The following is a 15435-nucleotide window of genomic DNA, read 5'->3' as shown; positions in this document are numbered from 1 at the left end:
ATTATATGGATCTTGCAAAATATTGTCAAGGATTCAGTTCTTATCCATCTAGATGAACTACAATCCACTGCTGTTGGTTAGCAACCTTAAAAGGAGTTATTAGAGGAATAAGCATTAAGTTTATAGAATACAAAGGTGCATATTTTTTATAGGAAGGAGTTTTCCGGATGTATCCCGTTATCTCTTTGTTTAGTGGCGCAATGGGTTTAGATTTAGGTTTAGAGCAAGCGGGATTGGATATTAAAATATCGCAGGATATCGACCAATGGTGCGCGCGTACCATGGCCGCAAACAATCGTCAGTTTGTACATGGCGATATTCGTCAATTGGTGGCAAATGACCCCAACTGTAGTTTCTTGCTTGATCCATCAGGACTTAAAGTCGGGGAAGCTTTTGCGGTAGTGGGAGGCCCTCCCTGTCAACCCTTTAGTACTGCAGGTAAACGTATGGGCACAAATGATCCTCGTGGAAGTTTATTTATGGAATTCATTCATGTGATAAGTATTGTGCGCCCTCGCTTTTTTGTCATGGAAAATGTCAAAGGTTTGTTGTCAGCAGCAATAAATCAACTTGTTGGACGAGGAGATGGCCCCTTAGAACCGGCTGAAATTGCCGGGTCAGTATTCGAGGTAATTAAACAAGAGTTTAGTAGGTTAGGATATAAACTGGTTTACGGTGTTCTGGATGCAGCTCACTACGGGGTTCCGCAATTCAGAGAAAGACTCATTATCGTAGGTTCCCGTGACAATGAAAACGTATTTTTGCCTCTCCCTACCCATTTTCAGACCCATCAAAACTCCTCTTATCGCTGGAGAACTCTACGGGATGCCATTGAGGATTTAGAGGCTGATCCGGGGTTATATGCGACATTTTCCCCAGAACGATTGTCTTATTTGCGAGATATCCCCATGGGCGGCAATTGGAGGAACTTACCCTCTGAAGTGGTTCGCACTGCAATGGGTGGTGCATTCCAGAGCGGAGGTGGAAATGCAGGCTTCTATCGTCGTTTAGATTATGACCAACCCTCACCTACTCTAGTAACAAGTCCTGTGCAAAAAGCCACAATGCTTTGCCATCCTACCCAGGACAGAGCATTATCTGTAAAAGAATATGCTCGTATCCAACAGTTCCCTGACAATTGGAGAATTGAAGGTAGACTAACTGATTGTTACCGTCAAATAGGCAACGCAGTTCCTACGGGGTTAGGTATAGCAATTGGGCAAATGCTAATTGCTGTTGCTAACAATAAGGCAGTAATAAAAACACGGCGAACTCGCGGTACATCTGTCCATGAGCAACTTTTGAATAGGTCAGAGAAACCCTAATGCCTAACATATCATGGATAACTCCCATAAAACATTTGGCCTAGGCATTCCGCCTAGGCCTTAAACATTCCTGTATTACTTAATAATGATTTCTTTTCCTTCTTTACGCAGCTTGGCGAATTCTGATGTTGCTGTGAAGATTACGTCTGAAGATGAATTAAGTGCCGTTTCGAAAGAGTCCTGTAAAACACCTACTATAAAGCCTACTCCAACAATCTGCATTGCAATCTCGTTTGAGATTCCAAATAGACTGGCGGCCAAAGGAATCAACAGAAGAGAACCACCCGCCACTCCAGAAGCGCCACAAGCGCTAATAGCTGCTAATACACTAAGAATTAATGCGGTAGCCATATCAACTTGGATGTTCAGGGTATTAACTGCTGCAAGGGTCATAACAGTTATGGTTATCGCTGCACCAGCCATATTAATTGTGGCACCTAAGGGAATTGAAACTGAATAGGTATCTCTGTCTAAACCTAGATATTCGCACAAGCTCATATTTACAGGAATATTTGCTGCTGAGCTGCGTGTAAAGAATGCTGTAATGCCACTTTCCTTTAAGCACTTCAGTACTAAAGGATAGGGGTTTTGGCGGATATTTAGATAAACAATAATTGGATTAACGACCAGAGCGATAATCACCATGCAGCCCAGGAGCAGGGCCAATAATTGTGCATAGCTGAGTAAGACTTTTAGACCACTGGTGGCAATGGAATCAAACACAAGCCCCATGATACCTAAGGGGGCGAATTTAATGACCCATCTTACCATTTGAGTTAAGGCCTCGGAGAAATTGGATATCATTGTTTTGGTAGAATCCGAGGCTTTTTTTAAGGCATAGCCAAGAACTAAAGCCCAAGCTAATATTCCAATATAATTGGCATTGTACAGTGCTTTGATAGGGTTATCGACAACATTTAGCAGTAATGATTTCAGAACCTCCACGACCCCTCCGGGGGGTTTGATATCTTGAGCTCCTGTTGTAAGTGTTAAGGTTACCGGGAACATAAAGCTCAGAATAACCGCAACAAGCGCAGCTATGAAGGTCCCTAGCAGATATAGGAGGATAATTGATTTCATATTAGTTTTATGTCCACTCTTATGTTGAGAGATGGCGGACATGACTAGGAAGAAAACCAAGATCGGTGCTATCCCTTTTAACGCCCCAACAAATAATGTGCCGAAAATTGTGATTGGTTTTGCCAGTTCCGGAATTGTTGTAGCTAAGATTATGCCGATGATCAGACCAATGATTATTTGTTTTACCAGACTCAATTGATTCCATTTGTTGATTAGATTTTTCATGCACTTTCCCCCTGAATTTAAGATAAGCTGTTCCAAAAAATATATTATACTTGCTTTGCAACCTTGAACTCAACTTTTATTAAGATCTTTATTTATTCTCCCTTCTTAGAGACCATACAATACCTTATTTCTACATTTTTTGCAGCTTGATGAATATTCCTTAAAATAACAACAATCCCTAGAACATCCAATAGACATGTTGAATAGAATGGACTAAGATCCACAGTCTTTGACAATCTAATAATAGGGAGTGAAGCATATGATTCTTACTGCATTAATAATAATCGTAATCTTATTGTTGGTAATCATTTGGGAGCTATTGGCACTACTTCGCAGACCACCTCACCCACCGGTTCCGCCCAAGCCTCCAAACCCCTGCCACTTTTAAAAGCAGTCCTCAAACTTATGGCCTAGGTATAGTTTACCTAGGCCATTTTACTGCTCCCAGGGATCCTTTTAAAAGATAATCTCCCAATAACCCTGATATTAGTTATTGATATTAATTTTCAATTGATTGTTGAATACCCCGTATTTTTTAGGGAATGATGAAAATATCCTTGAAGATTGAGGGTGATTAATTTGAATCTAAGTTTTACTAGGAATCTTGGCGTACTAGATCGAGTGATTCGCGTGGTTGTCGGATTGATCCTGTTGAGTTTTGCTATGACGTATATAACCACAGGCTGGATAGCCCAAGCAACTATTGTTTTAGCTGTATTTCTAATCTTAGAGGCTGCTATAGCCTACTGAATTGTTTATGACATAATGGGTTGGTCAACCCGCGAGCATATAAGGTTACACTAGTTTTTCGCAAAATGCAAGGGGAGGTTTTCCATGCCTGGCAAACTAAAGATTGAAATAGTTGATGATAAAAATATTCTTGAAGTCTATGAAACTGAGCCTGGAAAACTTAACTTTGTAATGTATCCCGATGATCCAAAGGATGACACTATTCTTGAGGTGAATACTGATACTATAGAATTCTCTCAATTGCTTAAAAGATTACTTGATGCTTAAGCTAAAGAAAATATCTGCTGCCTCTTTGCTCAACCCTTGCATCCTAATAATTTACAAATATTATTTGGTATCTTAAAGCTTAAAAAAAGAAAAGCTAGAATTGTTTAATGGAAAAGGAGGTTTTTCTTATGATGGGATTGAAACGAAGAAGTAGTTTATTTAGTACTCGCTCGCTGATCATCCATGCCGTCGGCATTGGTGCTGCAGTCTGGTTAGGTAAAGTCTGGGGCGATAACGATTATTAAGGTAAAAAAGCCGTCCGAAAGGACGGTTTTATCTTTAGGGCAGGAGTAATCTTTGGATCATATATACAAAACCTCCCAGTGTAAAGACCTCTTACTTGGAGATAATATGTTTACAATGAATTGTTCTTCTTAAAGGAATAAAGCCAACAACTTGCGAGAAGAACCATTCATTTTAGTATAAATCAGGAGAGCTGAATATCAGCTCTCCTCTTAATATTTATGAACTAATTTGTTTGGGTTGATTTATCAACTTCTAAATATAATTGAAACCCCAGATAATAATATACACTAGTATGATTACATAAAGTATCATCTGGAATATGGTCAGGGGGAGACTTTTTCTGTATTTGTAGTACTGTGACATGTATTATCTTCCTTTCCCCTTGGTGTCTTCGGCTTATTTCCCCGATTCAAGTCTTTCTAATTCCAATGGGTGGTCTTCTTCCATTTCTTCTCTAGACATGGTTCCTTTGTACCAAACATGGTTCATCGGAAAGAACCTGGGGCTAAAGTGAGAGTTGAAAAAGTGCCATATGAATATAGCGCTGATAGCCAGAATTGCTTCGTCTGTATGAGCATACCTGGCTGAATCTATTACCCACCTTGGCATGTACTGGGTAAATGTCCCCGGAAACCACATCATTAGTCCTGATCCGCCCATAATCGCCATACCCCAGAAGACGGCCCAGTAGTCAAATTTTTCTTTATAGGTGTAGCGGTCAAATTTGGGCGGATCTTTTCTCAGACCTATTAAATACTGGACATCATGAACCACGTCAACGAAATCTTTACCCTTCGGTAATATTGCCCAGGATGTCTTTTTAGTCAGCAAGGGATAGAGGACTAAATAGATTAAATGATATACAAAAGCTAACAGCATAACCGCTCCACCTACAAGATGTACGGTAAAGAGATTATCGAAACCGCCAAACAACGCTACAATCCAAACAGAGACACTATTTTGCTCAAACTTAATGGGTAACCCGGTAATTGTCAACACGAAAAAACTACTAAACATTCCGATATGCTGGATACGTTGGTGAAGATCAAAACGTTGAAAGACATCCTTATTGTCCACGGTTCGTCACCTCTTTCCGTTCCCGAAGAATTGTACGCAGGTTATGGTATAGCTGAAGTTCAATATGGATAACTAAGGCTGTAATAATGATAAGGGTAAGCCAGATAAAAAACTTACCTGTATAGTACATCGGAGCCCCTGATCCTCCAGGCTTAAGCTCATAGTGATCCTCTCCTTCAGCAAATCCAGGTGATGCCTTCCCGTGACAACTGGCACAAGTTTCTGGAATGTTTTGTTTAGCTACCTTAGAACCTGAATTATTTGGGCCGAGAATATCGTGGAAGCCATGGCAATCGGCACAACTGGCAGACTTTTCACTTCCTAGATGAACAGCTTTACCATGAAAACTTCTGGCATAACTATCCGTCACCTGACCTTTATGACAGCTTGTGCAAGTGGCTACACTTTCTTTTTTATTTAATGCTGCTCCTTGAGGATGGGGATATCCTGTTATTCCTGTATGACAGCTGGTACAACTTAAAAAGCTGTGTTCCGATCTTTCAATTTTTGTTTTTTGATCCCCATGGCATTGAAGACAATTCTCTAGAGCTTGAACAGGAGTTGCCGGGATAGCCACAGCTAGGAAAATGAGTATTAGGAAGCCCAACACTTGCCATAACCGTCCCTTGATTAATTCAGACATAAGATGCACCTCTTTTAATTTAGATTTTATATCTATCCTCAGTGCCGGAGTTATTATAACGCAAATAAGCGTGCAGTATACGCACGCTTATTTGAATTATCACTGCCTGGCTACCCCCTTGGGAGTAGTGCAATATTATTCTAATTCCAGAGAAAAAGGTCTTAATGCTAAAAACTCAGTAATTCCTACGATTAATGGGTCGCAATAAGACGAACGTAATTTTTAAAATGGAAGGTTTTTCCACAATCATCCTTGAATTGTATAAATAAATTTCTGAATTTGGAGGTTTCCTTTATGAAGAATTGCACTTTAATTGCAAGCCCACTTAATGAAGAAGGACTATGGATAGCGGAAATACTTGGAGTAAAAGGTTGCATAACCCAAGGTAATGATCTTTTTGAGGTAATACAAAGAGCCGAGGAACTGAGAGACGCCATTGAGACAATTAACGGACTTCAATTCAACGAAGAGGAGTCTACAGAAAATAAGGCGGAGCCAGAAAAGACCGATGAGGATGTTATCGGATATTTTGTATCTCATAAAAACAAAGCTAATGGCTCTATTTGTTCAAATATCAGTGAGGTGTTAGGAATTATTCAGGAGTTTGACTCTGTTGACGATAGAGGCACCAAGGCCTTTAGAAGACATCTAGGAATTATGTTAACTCACTTATCCCTCCAAACCCCAACTCTTAGCATTGGGCCCTGGACTATACAATGCAAATCAATGAAAAAGCAGCTGGCCAATGCCCCCAAATGGGACGGTTGGAAAGATAAGTGGAATGGAAGTGAGGAATCTGCCTAAAATTAGAAAGGAATCCCTGTTAGTTAGGGATTCCTTTCTTGATTAATCTCCACCGCTATGTTCAAGAAAACTCTATTTTTACCGCTTACACGGGAAATGATTCATATATCTGTCTCAAACTAAATTACTCAGAGTATTCATTAGTCGGCAACATTCTCAGCAACGTGGGGATCATACCAATTAACAGTAAAGTAAGTATCAACTTCATGCTTAGCCATCTCCTTTCAGATGTGGTTTTGGATCTTCATTAAATATAATCTATATATATTGCTTTTTCGTGACCTATTTGTGTAGAATCTGTGATCATTTTTTCTTATCAGGATCATCTTACCTTAGATATTAATCCAACTCGCCATCACGGGCAAGTATCTAGCGGCACGAGATTTCATGACATTGGCACAAACCCACCAAAATCAATAGTAAGGGGTGATCCCTAGGAAAAAACAAGCGCCTCTCCATTAAATCTCGGAGAGGCGCTTGTTTCTGTTTTTGTTTTTGTTTTCTTTTTCTTTTTCTTTTTCTAAATAATACTTACAGATTACATCTGTCCGTTCTATCGCAATCTATAGTTGCTTAAGAATATCTACATTTGTTTATTTAATCGTTGGACCGGCAGATCGAATGTCAACTGAAACATCCTCAAACCTTTGGAAATTTTGCCGAAAGCTCTCTGCTAAAGTATTTGCTGTTTTGTCATAGGCCTCCGTGTCTGCCCAGGTATTCCGCGGGGTTAAAACCTCCGAAGGAACTCCACTTACTGCTTCGGGGATTAATAGACCAAAGACCGGATCAGGCTGATAAGCGGCTTTCTCTAATTCTCCATTTAAAGCGGCAGTTATCATAGCTCTGGTATATGTAAGATTCAAGCGTTTTCCAACCCCATAGGAGCCACCTGACCAACCGGTATTCACTAAGTAAACCGTCGAATTATGTTCATCAATCCGTTTTCCAAGCATCTCTGCATAAACTGCCGGACTCAGGGGTAAAAAAGGTTCTCCAAAACATGTAGAGAAAGTAACCTGGGGCTCTGTGATACCTCGCTCCGTCCCAGCCAGCTTAGAAGTGTAACCTGACAGAAAATGATACATAGCCTGCTCTTTGGTAAGCTTAGAGATGGGAGGTAATACTCCGAAGGCATCAGCTGTCAAAAAAACAACCACACGAGGATGTCCTGCTTGGCTCGGAATTAAAGCATTATCAATATAAGTCACCGGATAGCCTGCCCGGGTATTTTCTGTAAGGGAGCCGTCCTTATAATCGGGAAGCCGGGAATCAGGATTTAAAACCACATTTTCAATAACCGTTCCGAACCGGATAGCATTCCAAATCTGGGGTTCCTTTTCTTGGGATAGATCTATACATTTAGCATAGCATCCACCTTCGAAATTAAATATACCGCTTTCCGACCAGCCGTGCTCATCGTCCCCTATCAGTCTGCGTTCAGGATCAGCTGACAAGGTAGTTTTTCCGGTACCAGATAAGCCAAAGAAAAGAGCCACATCTTGATTGGGCCCAACATTGGCCGAGCAATGCATGGGCAACACTTCACGAAATGGCATTAAATAATTTAGGACACTGAAAATCGACTTTTTCATTTCGCCAGCGTATTCAGTGCCGCCTATAATAATTACTTTTTTCTCAAGGGACAAAATGACATAGGCTTCGGAATTGGTTCCATCTGTTTGAGGATCTGCAGTCAGCCCAGGGGTGCAGATCATAGTAAACTCAGGTTGGTGGTTTTCCAATTGTTTTTCCGTTGGTCTGATAAATAACTGTTGAACAAAAATATTGTGCCAGGCATATTCATTAATTACTCGAATTGGCAAGCTATATTTGTCGTCTGCCCCTGCAAAACCATCAAAAACAAAATAATCTTTAGTCTCTAGATATTCTAAAGCACGACGATATAATTTATTAAATGTTTCAGGACTAATAGGTTTATTAACCTTTCCCCAAGCAATTTGTCCTTTGATGGAAGCGTCAGCAACAATAAAGCGGTCTTTGGGCGAGCGACCAGTGTAGTTTCCCGTAGAACAACAAAGAGCCCCGGTGTTTGTCAACATTCCCTCTTGGCGAGCTAAAGCTATTTCAACCAGCTTACTCACCGGAATATTCCTGCCAACAGGAGCCTTTACCGTGAACAAGTGATCGATATTGGAATTAGTACCCATCTCTTATTAACCCCCTAGATTTCTCTATTATGTATACCCATTAATTGAAAACACTTAATACACAATTTATCGGGTTCTTAGCGACGCGGACTTTTGAACATTGTATACATTGAACAATTATCACTCTATAGGTTATATTAACAGAAACCGCCTTACTTTTCCAAGCATTTTTTACCAAGGATATAAAATCCAATTTTGATAGATTCTAAATATATTAGGAGACTAGTATAGTGAGGTAACAAAATGGATGATAAATTGATTTCTCGTTTAAAAGAATTCTATACCCTAGAAACCTTTCAAGTTACTTTTTATGAATCACAGATCTCATCATCTACTAATGAATATTACAAAAAAGCATTCGAAAAAATGGTAGAAATCGAAAGCGGCCACGTAGATTTCTTTGCCCAAGTCTTAACCAAGGCTGATGCAGAAGTGCCTGAGATTGTAGGTTCAGCCTTTGAACTGGCTGGCGGCTTGGTTGGAGATATAGTCGGTCTAACCGGTTCCGGCAACACCTTCAAACTTGGGATTGCTCTGGAAAACAAAGCTATGGAAGCTTATCGGACTTTCATTGATGAGAGTAAGGACAAACATTATTCTGAACTTCGGAATACTCTTATGGACTATCTTCTAGATGAGGAATTCCACGCTCTTTGGCTTAGGGATTACATGGTAAGGCACCCTCATTAAAGGGATTTTTAGTTTTTCTATCCCTTAAGAAGGTTTTTTAATCTTTCTATCGAATCACTAGATTAGAGGTGATTTATTATGAAGACCCAGTATCTAGTTATTCCGGTAACCGATGAAGAACGTAAACGACTTAACTATGTATGCACCAAGCTGGGTATTACCATCGAACAATTCTTTGATACCGCTCTTCGTGAAGGAGAAATGGAGATACTTAGCACAGATGCTTTTAAACCCGGTGGTTCCTTTTGGAACATCGAGGAACACCCCTTCAAGAACGACTCTGAATAACCAAAATACTTTTACTCTCTCTGCATTTATAATATAATCAAATTTAGCTGTTCGGAAGTTAATCAATTCTAAACAATAATAAGAAGGTGGCTGAATATTCATGAGTGATGATAATAAATCTGATTTAGAACGTTTAACGGATAGTCTAGAAAAAAATGCTGATAAGCCTAATCAATCACTTGGCCTAGTTAGTTTCACAGATCTGTTTACTCCGGATTTTATGAGCAAATATACCAAGTTCGCTAATTTCGGGGAACTGCTTATCGTAGGAAAGTATAATGTAAGTAGATTTGAGGAATTCTTAGCTCTTCTCAACGCAGAATTCGATAAATTTATTGCTAAAAACACCGATTTTAAAACTTGGGAAGAAATGCAGTCCACTGCAGTCTCCGAATACTATAAGAGGCAGGAAGCTGCTAAGCAATAGTCTATAAACGTTACAAGCCATCACTATTCGTGATGGCTTGTAACGTTTAGCGATACTATAGCTTATTTAGCCTGGAGCTTTAAAACCATTTCCTTTGTGGCTTCATGAATAGTATCTGTCTTGTACTTTTTATTCTTCTGAGTTACGCCTATAAAATCAAACTTCTCGGCTTTTACATGAGTAAAAAGTCTTTCCATTGAGGTTAGGCAGGTTGTTATTCCATTGCCGCTCCCCCCTGCTGCTGCTACTGATATTACCGGTTTCCCCTCTAAGCAGGTCTTTTCTTTTTTTATACCCTCACATCGTCTTAAGCGATCTGTAAAGGCTTTAGCAGACTCACTCATTTCACCCCAGTATACAGGGGAAACTAGAACAAAGGCATCCATGTCCTTCATTGAAGCATGTAAATTCTGAAAGTCATCAATTACTTGACACTGATGCTCATTACGACAGGTTCCCCAGCCATTACCACATGCATGGCAGTTACCAATTTTTTGTTGATTCAAGTTAACCATTATTACCTTTGCACCTGTCTCCTCTGCTCCCGCTTTGGCAGCATTTCCGCAGGCTGCAGTAAGCCCATCCATATTCGGGCTGCTTGTTAAAATCATCACGTTCATCATATCATATCCTTACATTTCTTAATTACTCTTACTATTGTATCAGGAAAGCAATATCCCTTAAAGGATTTTCATGCCCAATCCGCTCGAATAATTGCCTCTGCAGAGATAATTCTCCTAAATCTTTTAGAGCTAGTGATTGACTATGATATAATGTTTTCGTTACTTATCCCAAGCTCAAGTGCCATGAAGGTGTATGCGTATGGAAATTAAAAACCATCTAAAAAACAGATTGACCAACAAGCTTCCCGCCCTAAACCACTATAATTTTCGCATTTTTTGGTTGGGACAATGGGTTTCTTTAATTGGAACATGGATGCAGAGTATCGGACAAACTTGGCTTGTCTTTTCACTGACTGATTCCCCTTTATTGGTAGGCTTATTAGGAGCGGTTCAGTTTCTGCCCATTACATTATTTTCATTGTTTGCTGGGGTTGTTATCGACAAATATCCAAAAAGAACAATACTTTTAATTACTCAATTCACTTCAATGATTTTGGCATTCACATTATTCATACTTGTTTATTCGGATACGGTTCGTTATGAATACATTCTCATTTTAGCTCTCCTGCTCGGCTTCTTAAATACTGTTGATTTACCCACCAGACAATCCTTTACAATTGAGATAGCCGGCAAACAAGATCTAATGAACGCCATTGCTTTGAACTCTGCCACCTTTAATTTAGCCAGAATTGTCGGTCCATCCATAGGAGCTTTGATTATGGCTTCCTTAGGAGCGGAATGGTGCTTTTTCCTGAATGGCTTAAGCTTTATGGCAGTACTCATAAGCCTGCTTAAAATCAAGGTTAACCCCTACGTACGCAAGCAGGTTGCTACTAATATCCTTAGAGAAATCAAAGATGGGTTAAAGTATATCATTCATGAACCTTCCCTTTTTAAAACTACATTGATGGTTCTAATAATTGGACTGTTTGTTTTTAACTTCAATGTCTTAATCCCAGTATTCACCAAACACGTTCTTCACCAAGAGGAGTATGTCTATGGTATCTTAATGTCATCACTAGGAATAGGCTCTTTTATTGGTGCCTTAATGGTATCCTTAAACAGTAAATCTGGGCCTAAAGCTAAGGTTTTAGTGGGTAGTAGTGTGGCAATTTCAATTTGTTTGATGATTATCAGCCTTACCAAAGTGTACTATTACTCTGGATTTCTATTAATCGTCACAGGAATCTTTAATATTTGGTTTAGTACAACAGCAAATTCCACTCTACAAATTCATGCTAAAGACGAGTATCGAGGAAGAGTAATGAGCGTTTACTCACTTGTCTTTGCTGGGGCAACACCCCTTGGGAATATGTTCGCAGGTTATATTGCGGATAGATTTGGAGCTCAAACAGCGTTTTTTCTTACCGGAGCACTATGCCTGTCTTCAATTTTATTACTAACAGCCATATTTAAGGTTAGGAGTTATCGGAATAAATTCTCGCCAAAGACTTCCTAAGGTAATCACAGCCTTCAGCTAAAGCTGAACATCGTGACTTCGGTAGGGAACTATACAGCAAAGCAGAATACTGCCCATCTCCTTATAAGAAATGGGTGTCTCAAGTGTGATTAAAAAAAGGTGTTATATAGATAATATACCCCCGCAATACTAGCAGGAATTGCACAGGCAATAGTATAGGCAATAATGGTCGGCTTAATCAATTCGTTCCAGATTGTTTTTATGATGAATTCACCCCAGAATCAGTCTTAATTTCATTTCTTATTTCGTGATCCGCTATTAAACTCCGACTTGAATTTATCTGATAAACACAAGTCGGAGTTTATAATTGCTAAATGGTTTGCTTTAATTTATTTCCGGATTTGAGTTCTTTTGTCCCTGCATCAGCCCTTTGTTATGAAAGGCCTCTTTTACTTCTAAAGTCAGCATCCCACCTTTAGCATTCTTAAAGCTATCCTTACCGTACTTGGGTGTTTTATCATCTTCCACTACACTCACTACGCCAGCCGGTTCCCAAGTCTGACGATTTAATTGTGAAGCATGTTCTTTATCATTTTCAATAGTCATTAGTTTGCCTCCTCAATGTTTCTGTTTTTTTAATCCTTTTTAGAATCCCCATAGAATTTAATATTAGTCATTTGACCATCGAATCTGTTCTAAGCTTCGGATCTTTTTTTGCACTTATAGTATCCAATCATTGCCTTTTTGACATAATATAAGAGCTTAACATTTAAAACTTGAGAACAGAGGCAAATGCAATGAGTATACAACAGAGTTATGTCAATACCGAAACATCTTTTCCAAAGCTCAAATTCACGGAACTACTCTTTGTCGAGGATCAACTACAGACTGTACTTCAACAAGCCGACGGTCTCATTCGTCAAACCTGTATTAGTTTGCTGGAATCCGGCGGTAAACGAATTCGACCTCTTCTCACTCTCTATAGCGGTATGTGCTTTGCTCCCTTAAATCCATTAATGATTGATGCAGCAGTTGCGTCAGAGCTTATTCACATGGCTTCCTTAATTCATGATGATGTCATTGACGAATCAGAAACAAGGCGTGGTAAACCAACCGTTGTCTCTCAATATGGTAACCATGCAGCTATATTAACTGGGGATTACCTGTTTGCTGAAGCCTTTAATATCCTTTCACGATCAGAATTATTGACCAGTATGAACTTCCTCGTTAAGGCCATCCAGGCAATGTGCCATGGGGAAGTTCATCAAGCTGACGAACAATTCTCGAGTCAGGTTAGTTTTGCAGAATATTATAAGCGAATTGCTAATAAAACGGGAATTCTTCTTGCCGCCTGCTGTCAATCAGGTGCGGTTCTAGCAGGCGCGTCTGCAGCAGAATTATCTCTGATGCGGGAATATGGAATGAATCTGGGATATGCTTACCAAATTACCGATGATATCTTAGACATTGAAGGGGATGCTGATTCTCTCGGAAAACCTATTGGAGCTGATCTGGTTAACGGTAATATTACTCTTCCTATGCTTTATCTCTTGGATAAGCCGATTTATGGTAATTGGTTAAGGGAAATTATCAAAGTTCGTAGTATTACCCCGCTGGGAGCACTGAGCATCAGAGAGGCTCTCCTTAACACCGGGTGTATTGAAGAGGCTTACCAGACTGCTACCCACTGTATAAATAAGGCAAAAGCGTGTCTTGACAATATTCCAGCCAGTACCTATAAAACCACTCTCTTAGATTTGGCAGATACCATTTTGCATCGTAAAGCCTAAGCCCTAAATGAGGTAGAAGAAGGGATCACTTATCTCCAATCTAAGTGATCCCTTCTATTATTAAAAAGCTATTCAACTATCGTTTTAAATAATTTTTCGTTTTCGCAAGCGACGACAGACCCAATAGAGAAGCTTTACTCCTATGCCGCACTTCTTGATGAGCCTCTTCACAATCGACTGAATCTCGCCATCCATACTCTTTTCATCGGAGAGATACATTGCTAAAAGTCCCTGAACCACAACTTGATGAAACTTGGCGTATTCTAAGCGCTCCGCTTGCTTTAAGGAGTTATCTACAAACAATTGTAAACGTTTAAAAACTATTTCTGGGCTTTCATAATAGGCTACAAAATTCAGCTGATTGGTCTCCCGATCTTCACGGAGATCAATAAAATAGTCTAATAAAATATGTAGACCGCAGATCCAGGGAAAATATGTCTGGCTTATGGTTTCAACATCTTTCTCAGCTAATTTCGGATCATGGGCTGCGGAAAACAGACAAAAGATCCCCAAAGTGGATCCTGAGGCAGCTGCAAACTCCCAAATTGTTATCTCGGAATCGGTGGCTAAATGGGGGATAATCCAATCTACCATTTTCCCTTCTCGTTCACTGACGGCCAAATGTTTATAGGTTTGTAAGGAGGAATACAGCTCCGCCAACTTAATGGCTTCTCCTTGGACTGTCTGATAAGAGGGTAAATTTCGGAGACTTTCTTGGCAGGTTTGAACTAACTTTTTCAAATACCCGCCATCCTCTCGATATGGATAGTATAGATAATAATCTGAAAGATCCGCCTCTGGATTTAGAGCTTCTTGCATTGCTAAATGTAACTGAGCAAAGGCTTTTTCATCCTGAACCTCAAGACTGTCTACTAAATTATCCAGATAATCGCTCATAGTCTGATAAGCAACTATAAACCGGATTGTTGCTACTCTTGGGACACCTGGATAAAGGGCATAAATACTCCCCCCTTGACAGTGAAAGGCTTTCCAGCGAATACTCTCTAAGGCTTGTTGACACAAGCGTGCATCAGGTGCTTCTCTGGCCTTTTGTCTCCATTCGTTTAGTTCTCTTTTCACAATCGGAAAGACTTTTGCCACAAATAAATATATCAGCTTTATGCTGTTATAGGTTCTTAAACTTGAACTATTCATTTACTTATTCTCCTTAGAATGAAGACTATCATATGACTCTAGGAAGTATCTTGCAGCTAGAGCGGGAAAAAGGATATTGTAGTCACCTTAACTATTATTACCAAAAAAGGCAAGTTAAAGCCCTTAACACAGCTATTAAGCTTCCATTTTTAGCTCTAAAAACTTATTAAACTTACATAGGTTAGTGTACAATGTGACATCCTAAGTAAGGATAAGATTTTCGAGAGGAGAATGTACATGAACACTGCAAATCCAGAATTAACCTCAAAAAATTTAGCCATTTTGAATGATCAGCTTGGATCCGAGGCTCTGCTGGTTCATAAGTTCACACAAGCAGCTCAAACTGTTCAAGACCAAGCAATCAGTGCACAGCTTAATTCCTTTGCCCAACAACACCGTAAACACTATGACACCTTGCTCAACTATTTGAATTCCCATCAATAATTTAAGGAAA

General features: G+C 39.6%; 17 protein-coding genes. 10 read left to right on the top strand and 7 right to left on the bottom strand.

Going from position 1 to position 15435, the window contains the following annotated elements; translation table 11 throughout:
* Positions 1–167 precede the first annotated feature (167 nt).
* Complete coding sequence (locus DP73_RS01755) at positions 168–1325, top strand: DNA cytosine methyltransferase (RefSeq protein WP_034597033.1); 1158 nt, start codon at positions 168–170, stop codon at positions 1323–1325.
* Positions 1326–1400: 75 nt separating this feature from the next.
* On the opposite strand, the gene sstT is transcribed toward DP73_RS01755, so the two are convergent.
* Positions 1401–2630: a serine/threonine transporter SstT gene (gene sstT / locus DP73_RS01750; protein WP_034597031.1), complete on the bottom strand. Its 1230-nt coding sequence runs from the start codon at positions 2628–2630 to the stop codon at positions 1401–1403.
* 579 nt (positions 2631–3209) lie between these two features.
* Between sstT and DP73_RS22270 the strand changes: the two genes are divergently transcribed.
* The gene (locus DP73_RS22270) at positions 3210–3380 is read left to right on the top strand and encodes a YgaP-like transmembrane domain (RefSeq protein WP_081962908.1); all 171 of its coding nucleotides are present in this window, start codon (positions 3210–3212) and stop codon (positions 3378–3380) included.
* A gap of 84 nt (positions 3381–3464) precedes the next feature.
* On the top strand, positions 3465–3647 hold the full coding sequence (locus DP73_RS01745; RefSeq protein ID WP_034597029.1) for a hypothetical protein: 183 nt from the start codon (positions 3465–3467) through the stop codon (positions 3645–3647).
* Positions 3648–4289: 642 nt separating this feature from the next.
* On the opposite strand, the gene DP73_RS01740 is transcribed toward DP73_RS01745, so the two are convergent.
* Positions 4290–4970, bottom strand: a complete 681-nt coding sequence (locus DP73_RS01740; protein WP_034597027.1) for a cytochrome b/b6 domain-containing protein — start codon at positions 4968–4970, stop codon at positions 4290–4292.
* Positions 4960–5613: a molecular chaperone DnaJ gene (locus tag DP73_RS01735; protein ID WP_034597025.1), complete on the bottom strand. Its 654-nt coding sequence runs from the start codon at positions 5611–5613 to the stop codon at positions 4960–4962. The genes DP73_RS01740 and DP73_RS01735 overlap by 11 nt, the downstream gene beginning before the upstream one ends.
* 294 nt (positions 5614–5907) lie before the next feature.
* Between DP73_RS01735 and DP73_RS01730 the strand changes: the two genes are divergently transcribed.
* Positions 5908–6417, top strand: a complete 510-nt coding sequence (locus DP73_RS01730; protein WP_034597023.1) for a type II toxin-antitoxin system HicB family antitoxin — start codon at positions 5908–5910, stop codon at positions 6415–6417.
* Between the two features lie 593 nt (positions 6418–7010).
* Here DP73_RS01730 and pckA read toward each other — a convergent pair.
* Positions 7011–8588: a phosphoenolpyruvate carboxykinase (ATP) gene (gene pckA / locus DP73_RS01725; RefSeq protein ID WP_052090333.1), complete on the bottom strand. Its 1578-nt coding sequence runs from the start codon at positions 8586–8588 to the stop codon at positions 7011–7013.
* 243 nt (positions 8589–8831) lie between these two features.
* Between pckA and DP73_RS01720 the strand changes: the two genes are divergently transcribed.
* The 3 genes from DP73_RS01720 (at position 8832) to DP73_RS01710 (ending at position 9993) form a co-directional block, all read left to right on the top strand.
* The gene (locus DP73_RS01720) at positions 8832–9278 is read left to right on the top strand and encodes a ferritin-like domain-containing protein (protein WP_034597022.1); all 447 of its coding nucleotides are present in this window, start codon (positions 8832–8834) and stop codon (positions 9276–9278) included.
* 78 nt (positions 9279–9356) lie between these two features.
* Entirely contained in the window at positions 9357–9566 is a 210-nt protein-coding gene (locus DP73_RS01715; protein ID WP_034597020.1) for a hypothetical protein, read from the top strand.
* A 100-nt stretch (positions 9567–9666) separates the two neighbouring features.
* Complete coding sequence (locus DP73_RS01710) at positions 9667–9993, top strand: hypothetical protein (protein ID WP_034597018.1); 327 nt, start codon at positions 9667–9669, stop codon at positions 9991–9993.
* Between the two features lie 62 nt (positions 9994–10055).
* Here DP73_RS01710 and DP73_RS01705 read toward each other — a convergent pair whose 3' ends face one another.
* A complete protein-coding gene (locus DP73_RS01705) occupies positions 10056–10616 on the bottom strand; it encodes a flavodoxin family protein (RefSeq protein WP_242865664.1) in 561 nt (186 codons plus the stop codon).
* 199 nt (positions 10617–10815) lie between these two features.
* On the opposite strand from DP73_RS01705, the gene DP73_RS01700 reads away from it, so the two are divergent.
* Positions 10816–12075, top strand: coding sequence for an MFS transporter (locus DP73_RS01700; protein ID WP_034597014.1), 1260 nt, complete (start codon positions 10816–10818; stop codon positions 12073–12075).
* Between the two features lie 345 nt (positions 12076–12420).
* Here DP73_RS01700 and DP73_RS01695 read toward each other — a convergent pair whose 3' ends face one another.
* On the bottom strand, positions 12421–12642 hold the full coding sequence (locus DP73_RS01695) for a hypothetical protein (RefSeq protein WP_014902168.1): 222 nt from the start codon (positions 12640–12642) through the stop codon (positions 12421–12423).
* A 191-nt stretch (positions 12643–12833) separates the two neighbouring features.
* Between DP73_RS01695 and DP73_RS01690 the strand changes: the two genes are divergently transcribed.
* Complete coding sequence (locus tag DP73_RS01690) at positions 12834–13826, top strand: polyprenyl synthetase family protein (protein ID WP_034597011.1); 993 nt, start codon at positions 12834–12836, stop codon at positions 13824–13826.
* Positions 13827–13910: 84 nt separating this feature from the next.
* Here DP73_RS01690 and DP73_RS01685 read toward each other — a convergent pair whose 3' ends face one another.
* Positions 13911–14981 carry a tetraprenyl-beta-curcumene synthase family protein gene (locus DP73_RS01685; protein WP_034597009.1) on the bottom strand — a complete coding sequence of 357 codons (1071 nt, stop codon included), beginning with the start codon at positions 14979–14981 and terminating at the stop codon, positions 13911–13913.
* 237 nt (positions 14982–15218) lie between these two features.
* Between DP73_RS01685 and DP73_RS01680 the strand changes: the two genes are divergently transcribed.
* The gene (locus tag DP73_RS01680; protein ID WP_034597007.1) at positions 15219–15425 is read left to right on the top strand and encodes a hypothetical protein; all 207 of its coding nucleotides are present in this window, start codon (positions 15219–15221) and stop codon (positions 15423–15425) included.
* Positions 15426–15435 lie beyond the last annotated feature (10 nt).

The organism is Desulfosporosinus sp. HMP52, from assembly GCF_000765145.1.
Lineage (GTDB): Bacteria > Bacillota > Desulfitobacteriia > Desulfitobacteriales > Desulfitobacteriaceae > Desulfosporosinus.
This window is presented reverse-complemented; position numbering and strand designations above follow the sequence as displayed.

Excerpts from the sequence above, each read along its gene's own strand:
- DP73_RS01735 (WP_034597025.1), bottom strand. The coding sequence starts at position 5,613 with ATGTCTGAATTAATCAAGGGACGGTTATGGCAAGTGTTGGGCTTCCTA.
- DP73_RS01700 (WP_034597014.1), top strand. The coding sequence starts at position 10,816 with ATGGAAATTAAAAACCATCTAAAAAACAGATTGACCAACAAGCTTCCC.
- DP73_RS01690 (WP_034597011.1), top strand. The coding sequence starts at position 12,834 with ATGAGTATACAACAGAGTTATGTCAATACCGAAACATCTTTTCCAAAG.
- DP73_RS01715 (WP_034597020.1), top strand. The coding sequence starts at position 9,357 with ATGAAGACCCAGTATCTAGTTATTCCGGTAACCGATGAAGAACGTAAA.
- DP73_RS01755 (WP_034597033.1), top strand. The coding sequence starts at position 168 with ATGTATCCCGTTATCTCTTTGTTTAGTGGCGCAATGGGTTTAGATTTA.
- DP73_RS01720 (WP_034597022.1), top strand. The coding sequence starts at position 8,832 with ATGGATGATAAATTGATTTCTCGTTTAAAAGAATTCTATACCCTAGAA.
- DP73_RS01730 (WP_034597023.1), top strand. The coding sequence starts at position 5,908 with ATGAAGAATTGCACTTTAATTGCAAGCCCACTTAATGAAGAAGGACTA.
- DP73_RS01695 (WP_014902168.1), bottom strand. The coding sequence starts at position 12,642 with ATGACTATTGAAAATGATAAAGAACATGCTTCACAATTAAATCGTCAG.
- DP73_RS01680 (WP_034597007.1), top strand. The coding sequence starts at position 15,219 with ATGAACACTGCAAATCCAGAATTAACCTCAAAAAATTTAGCCATTTTG.
- DP73_RS01710 (WP_034597018.1), top strand. The coding sequence starts at position 9,667 with ATGAGTGATGATAATAAATCTGATTTAGAACGTTTAACGGATAGTCTA.
- DP73_RS01745 (WP_034597029.1), top strand. The coding sequence starts at position 3,465 with ATGCCTGGCAAACTAAAGATTGAAATAGTTGATGATAAAAATATTCTT.
- DP73_RS01705 (WP_242865664.1), bottom strand. The coding sequence starts at position 10,616 with ATGATGAACGTGATGATTTTAACAAGCAGCCCGAATATGGATGGGCTT.
- sstT (WP_034597031.1), bottom strand. The coding sequence starts at position 2,630 with ATGAAAAATCTAATCAACAAATGGAATCAATTGAGTCTGGTAAAACAA.
- pckA (WP_052090333.1), bottom strand. The coding sequence starts at position 8,588 with ATGGGTACTAATTCCAATATCGATCACTTGTTCACGGTAAAGGCTCCT.
- DP73_RS01685 (WP_034597009.1), bottom strand. The coding sequence starts at position 14,981 with ATGAATAGTTCAAGTTTAAGAACCTATAACAGCATAAAGCTGATATAT.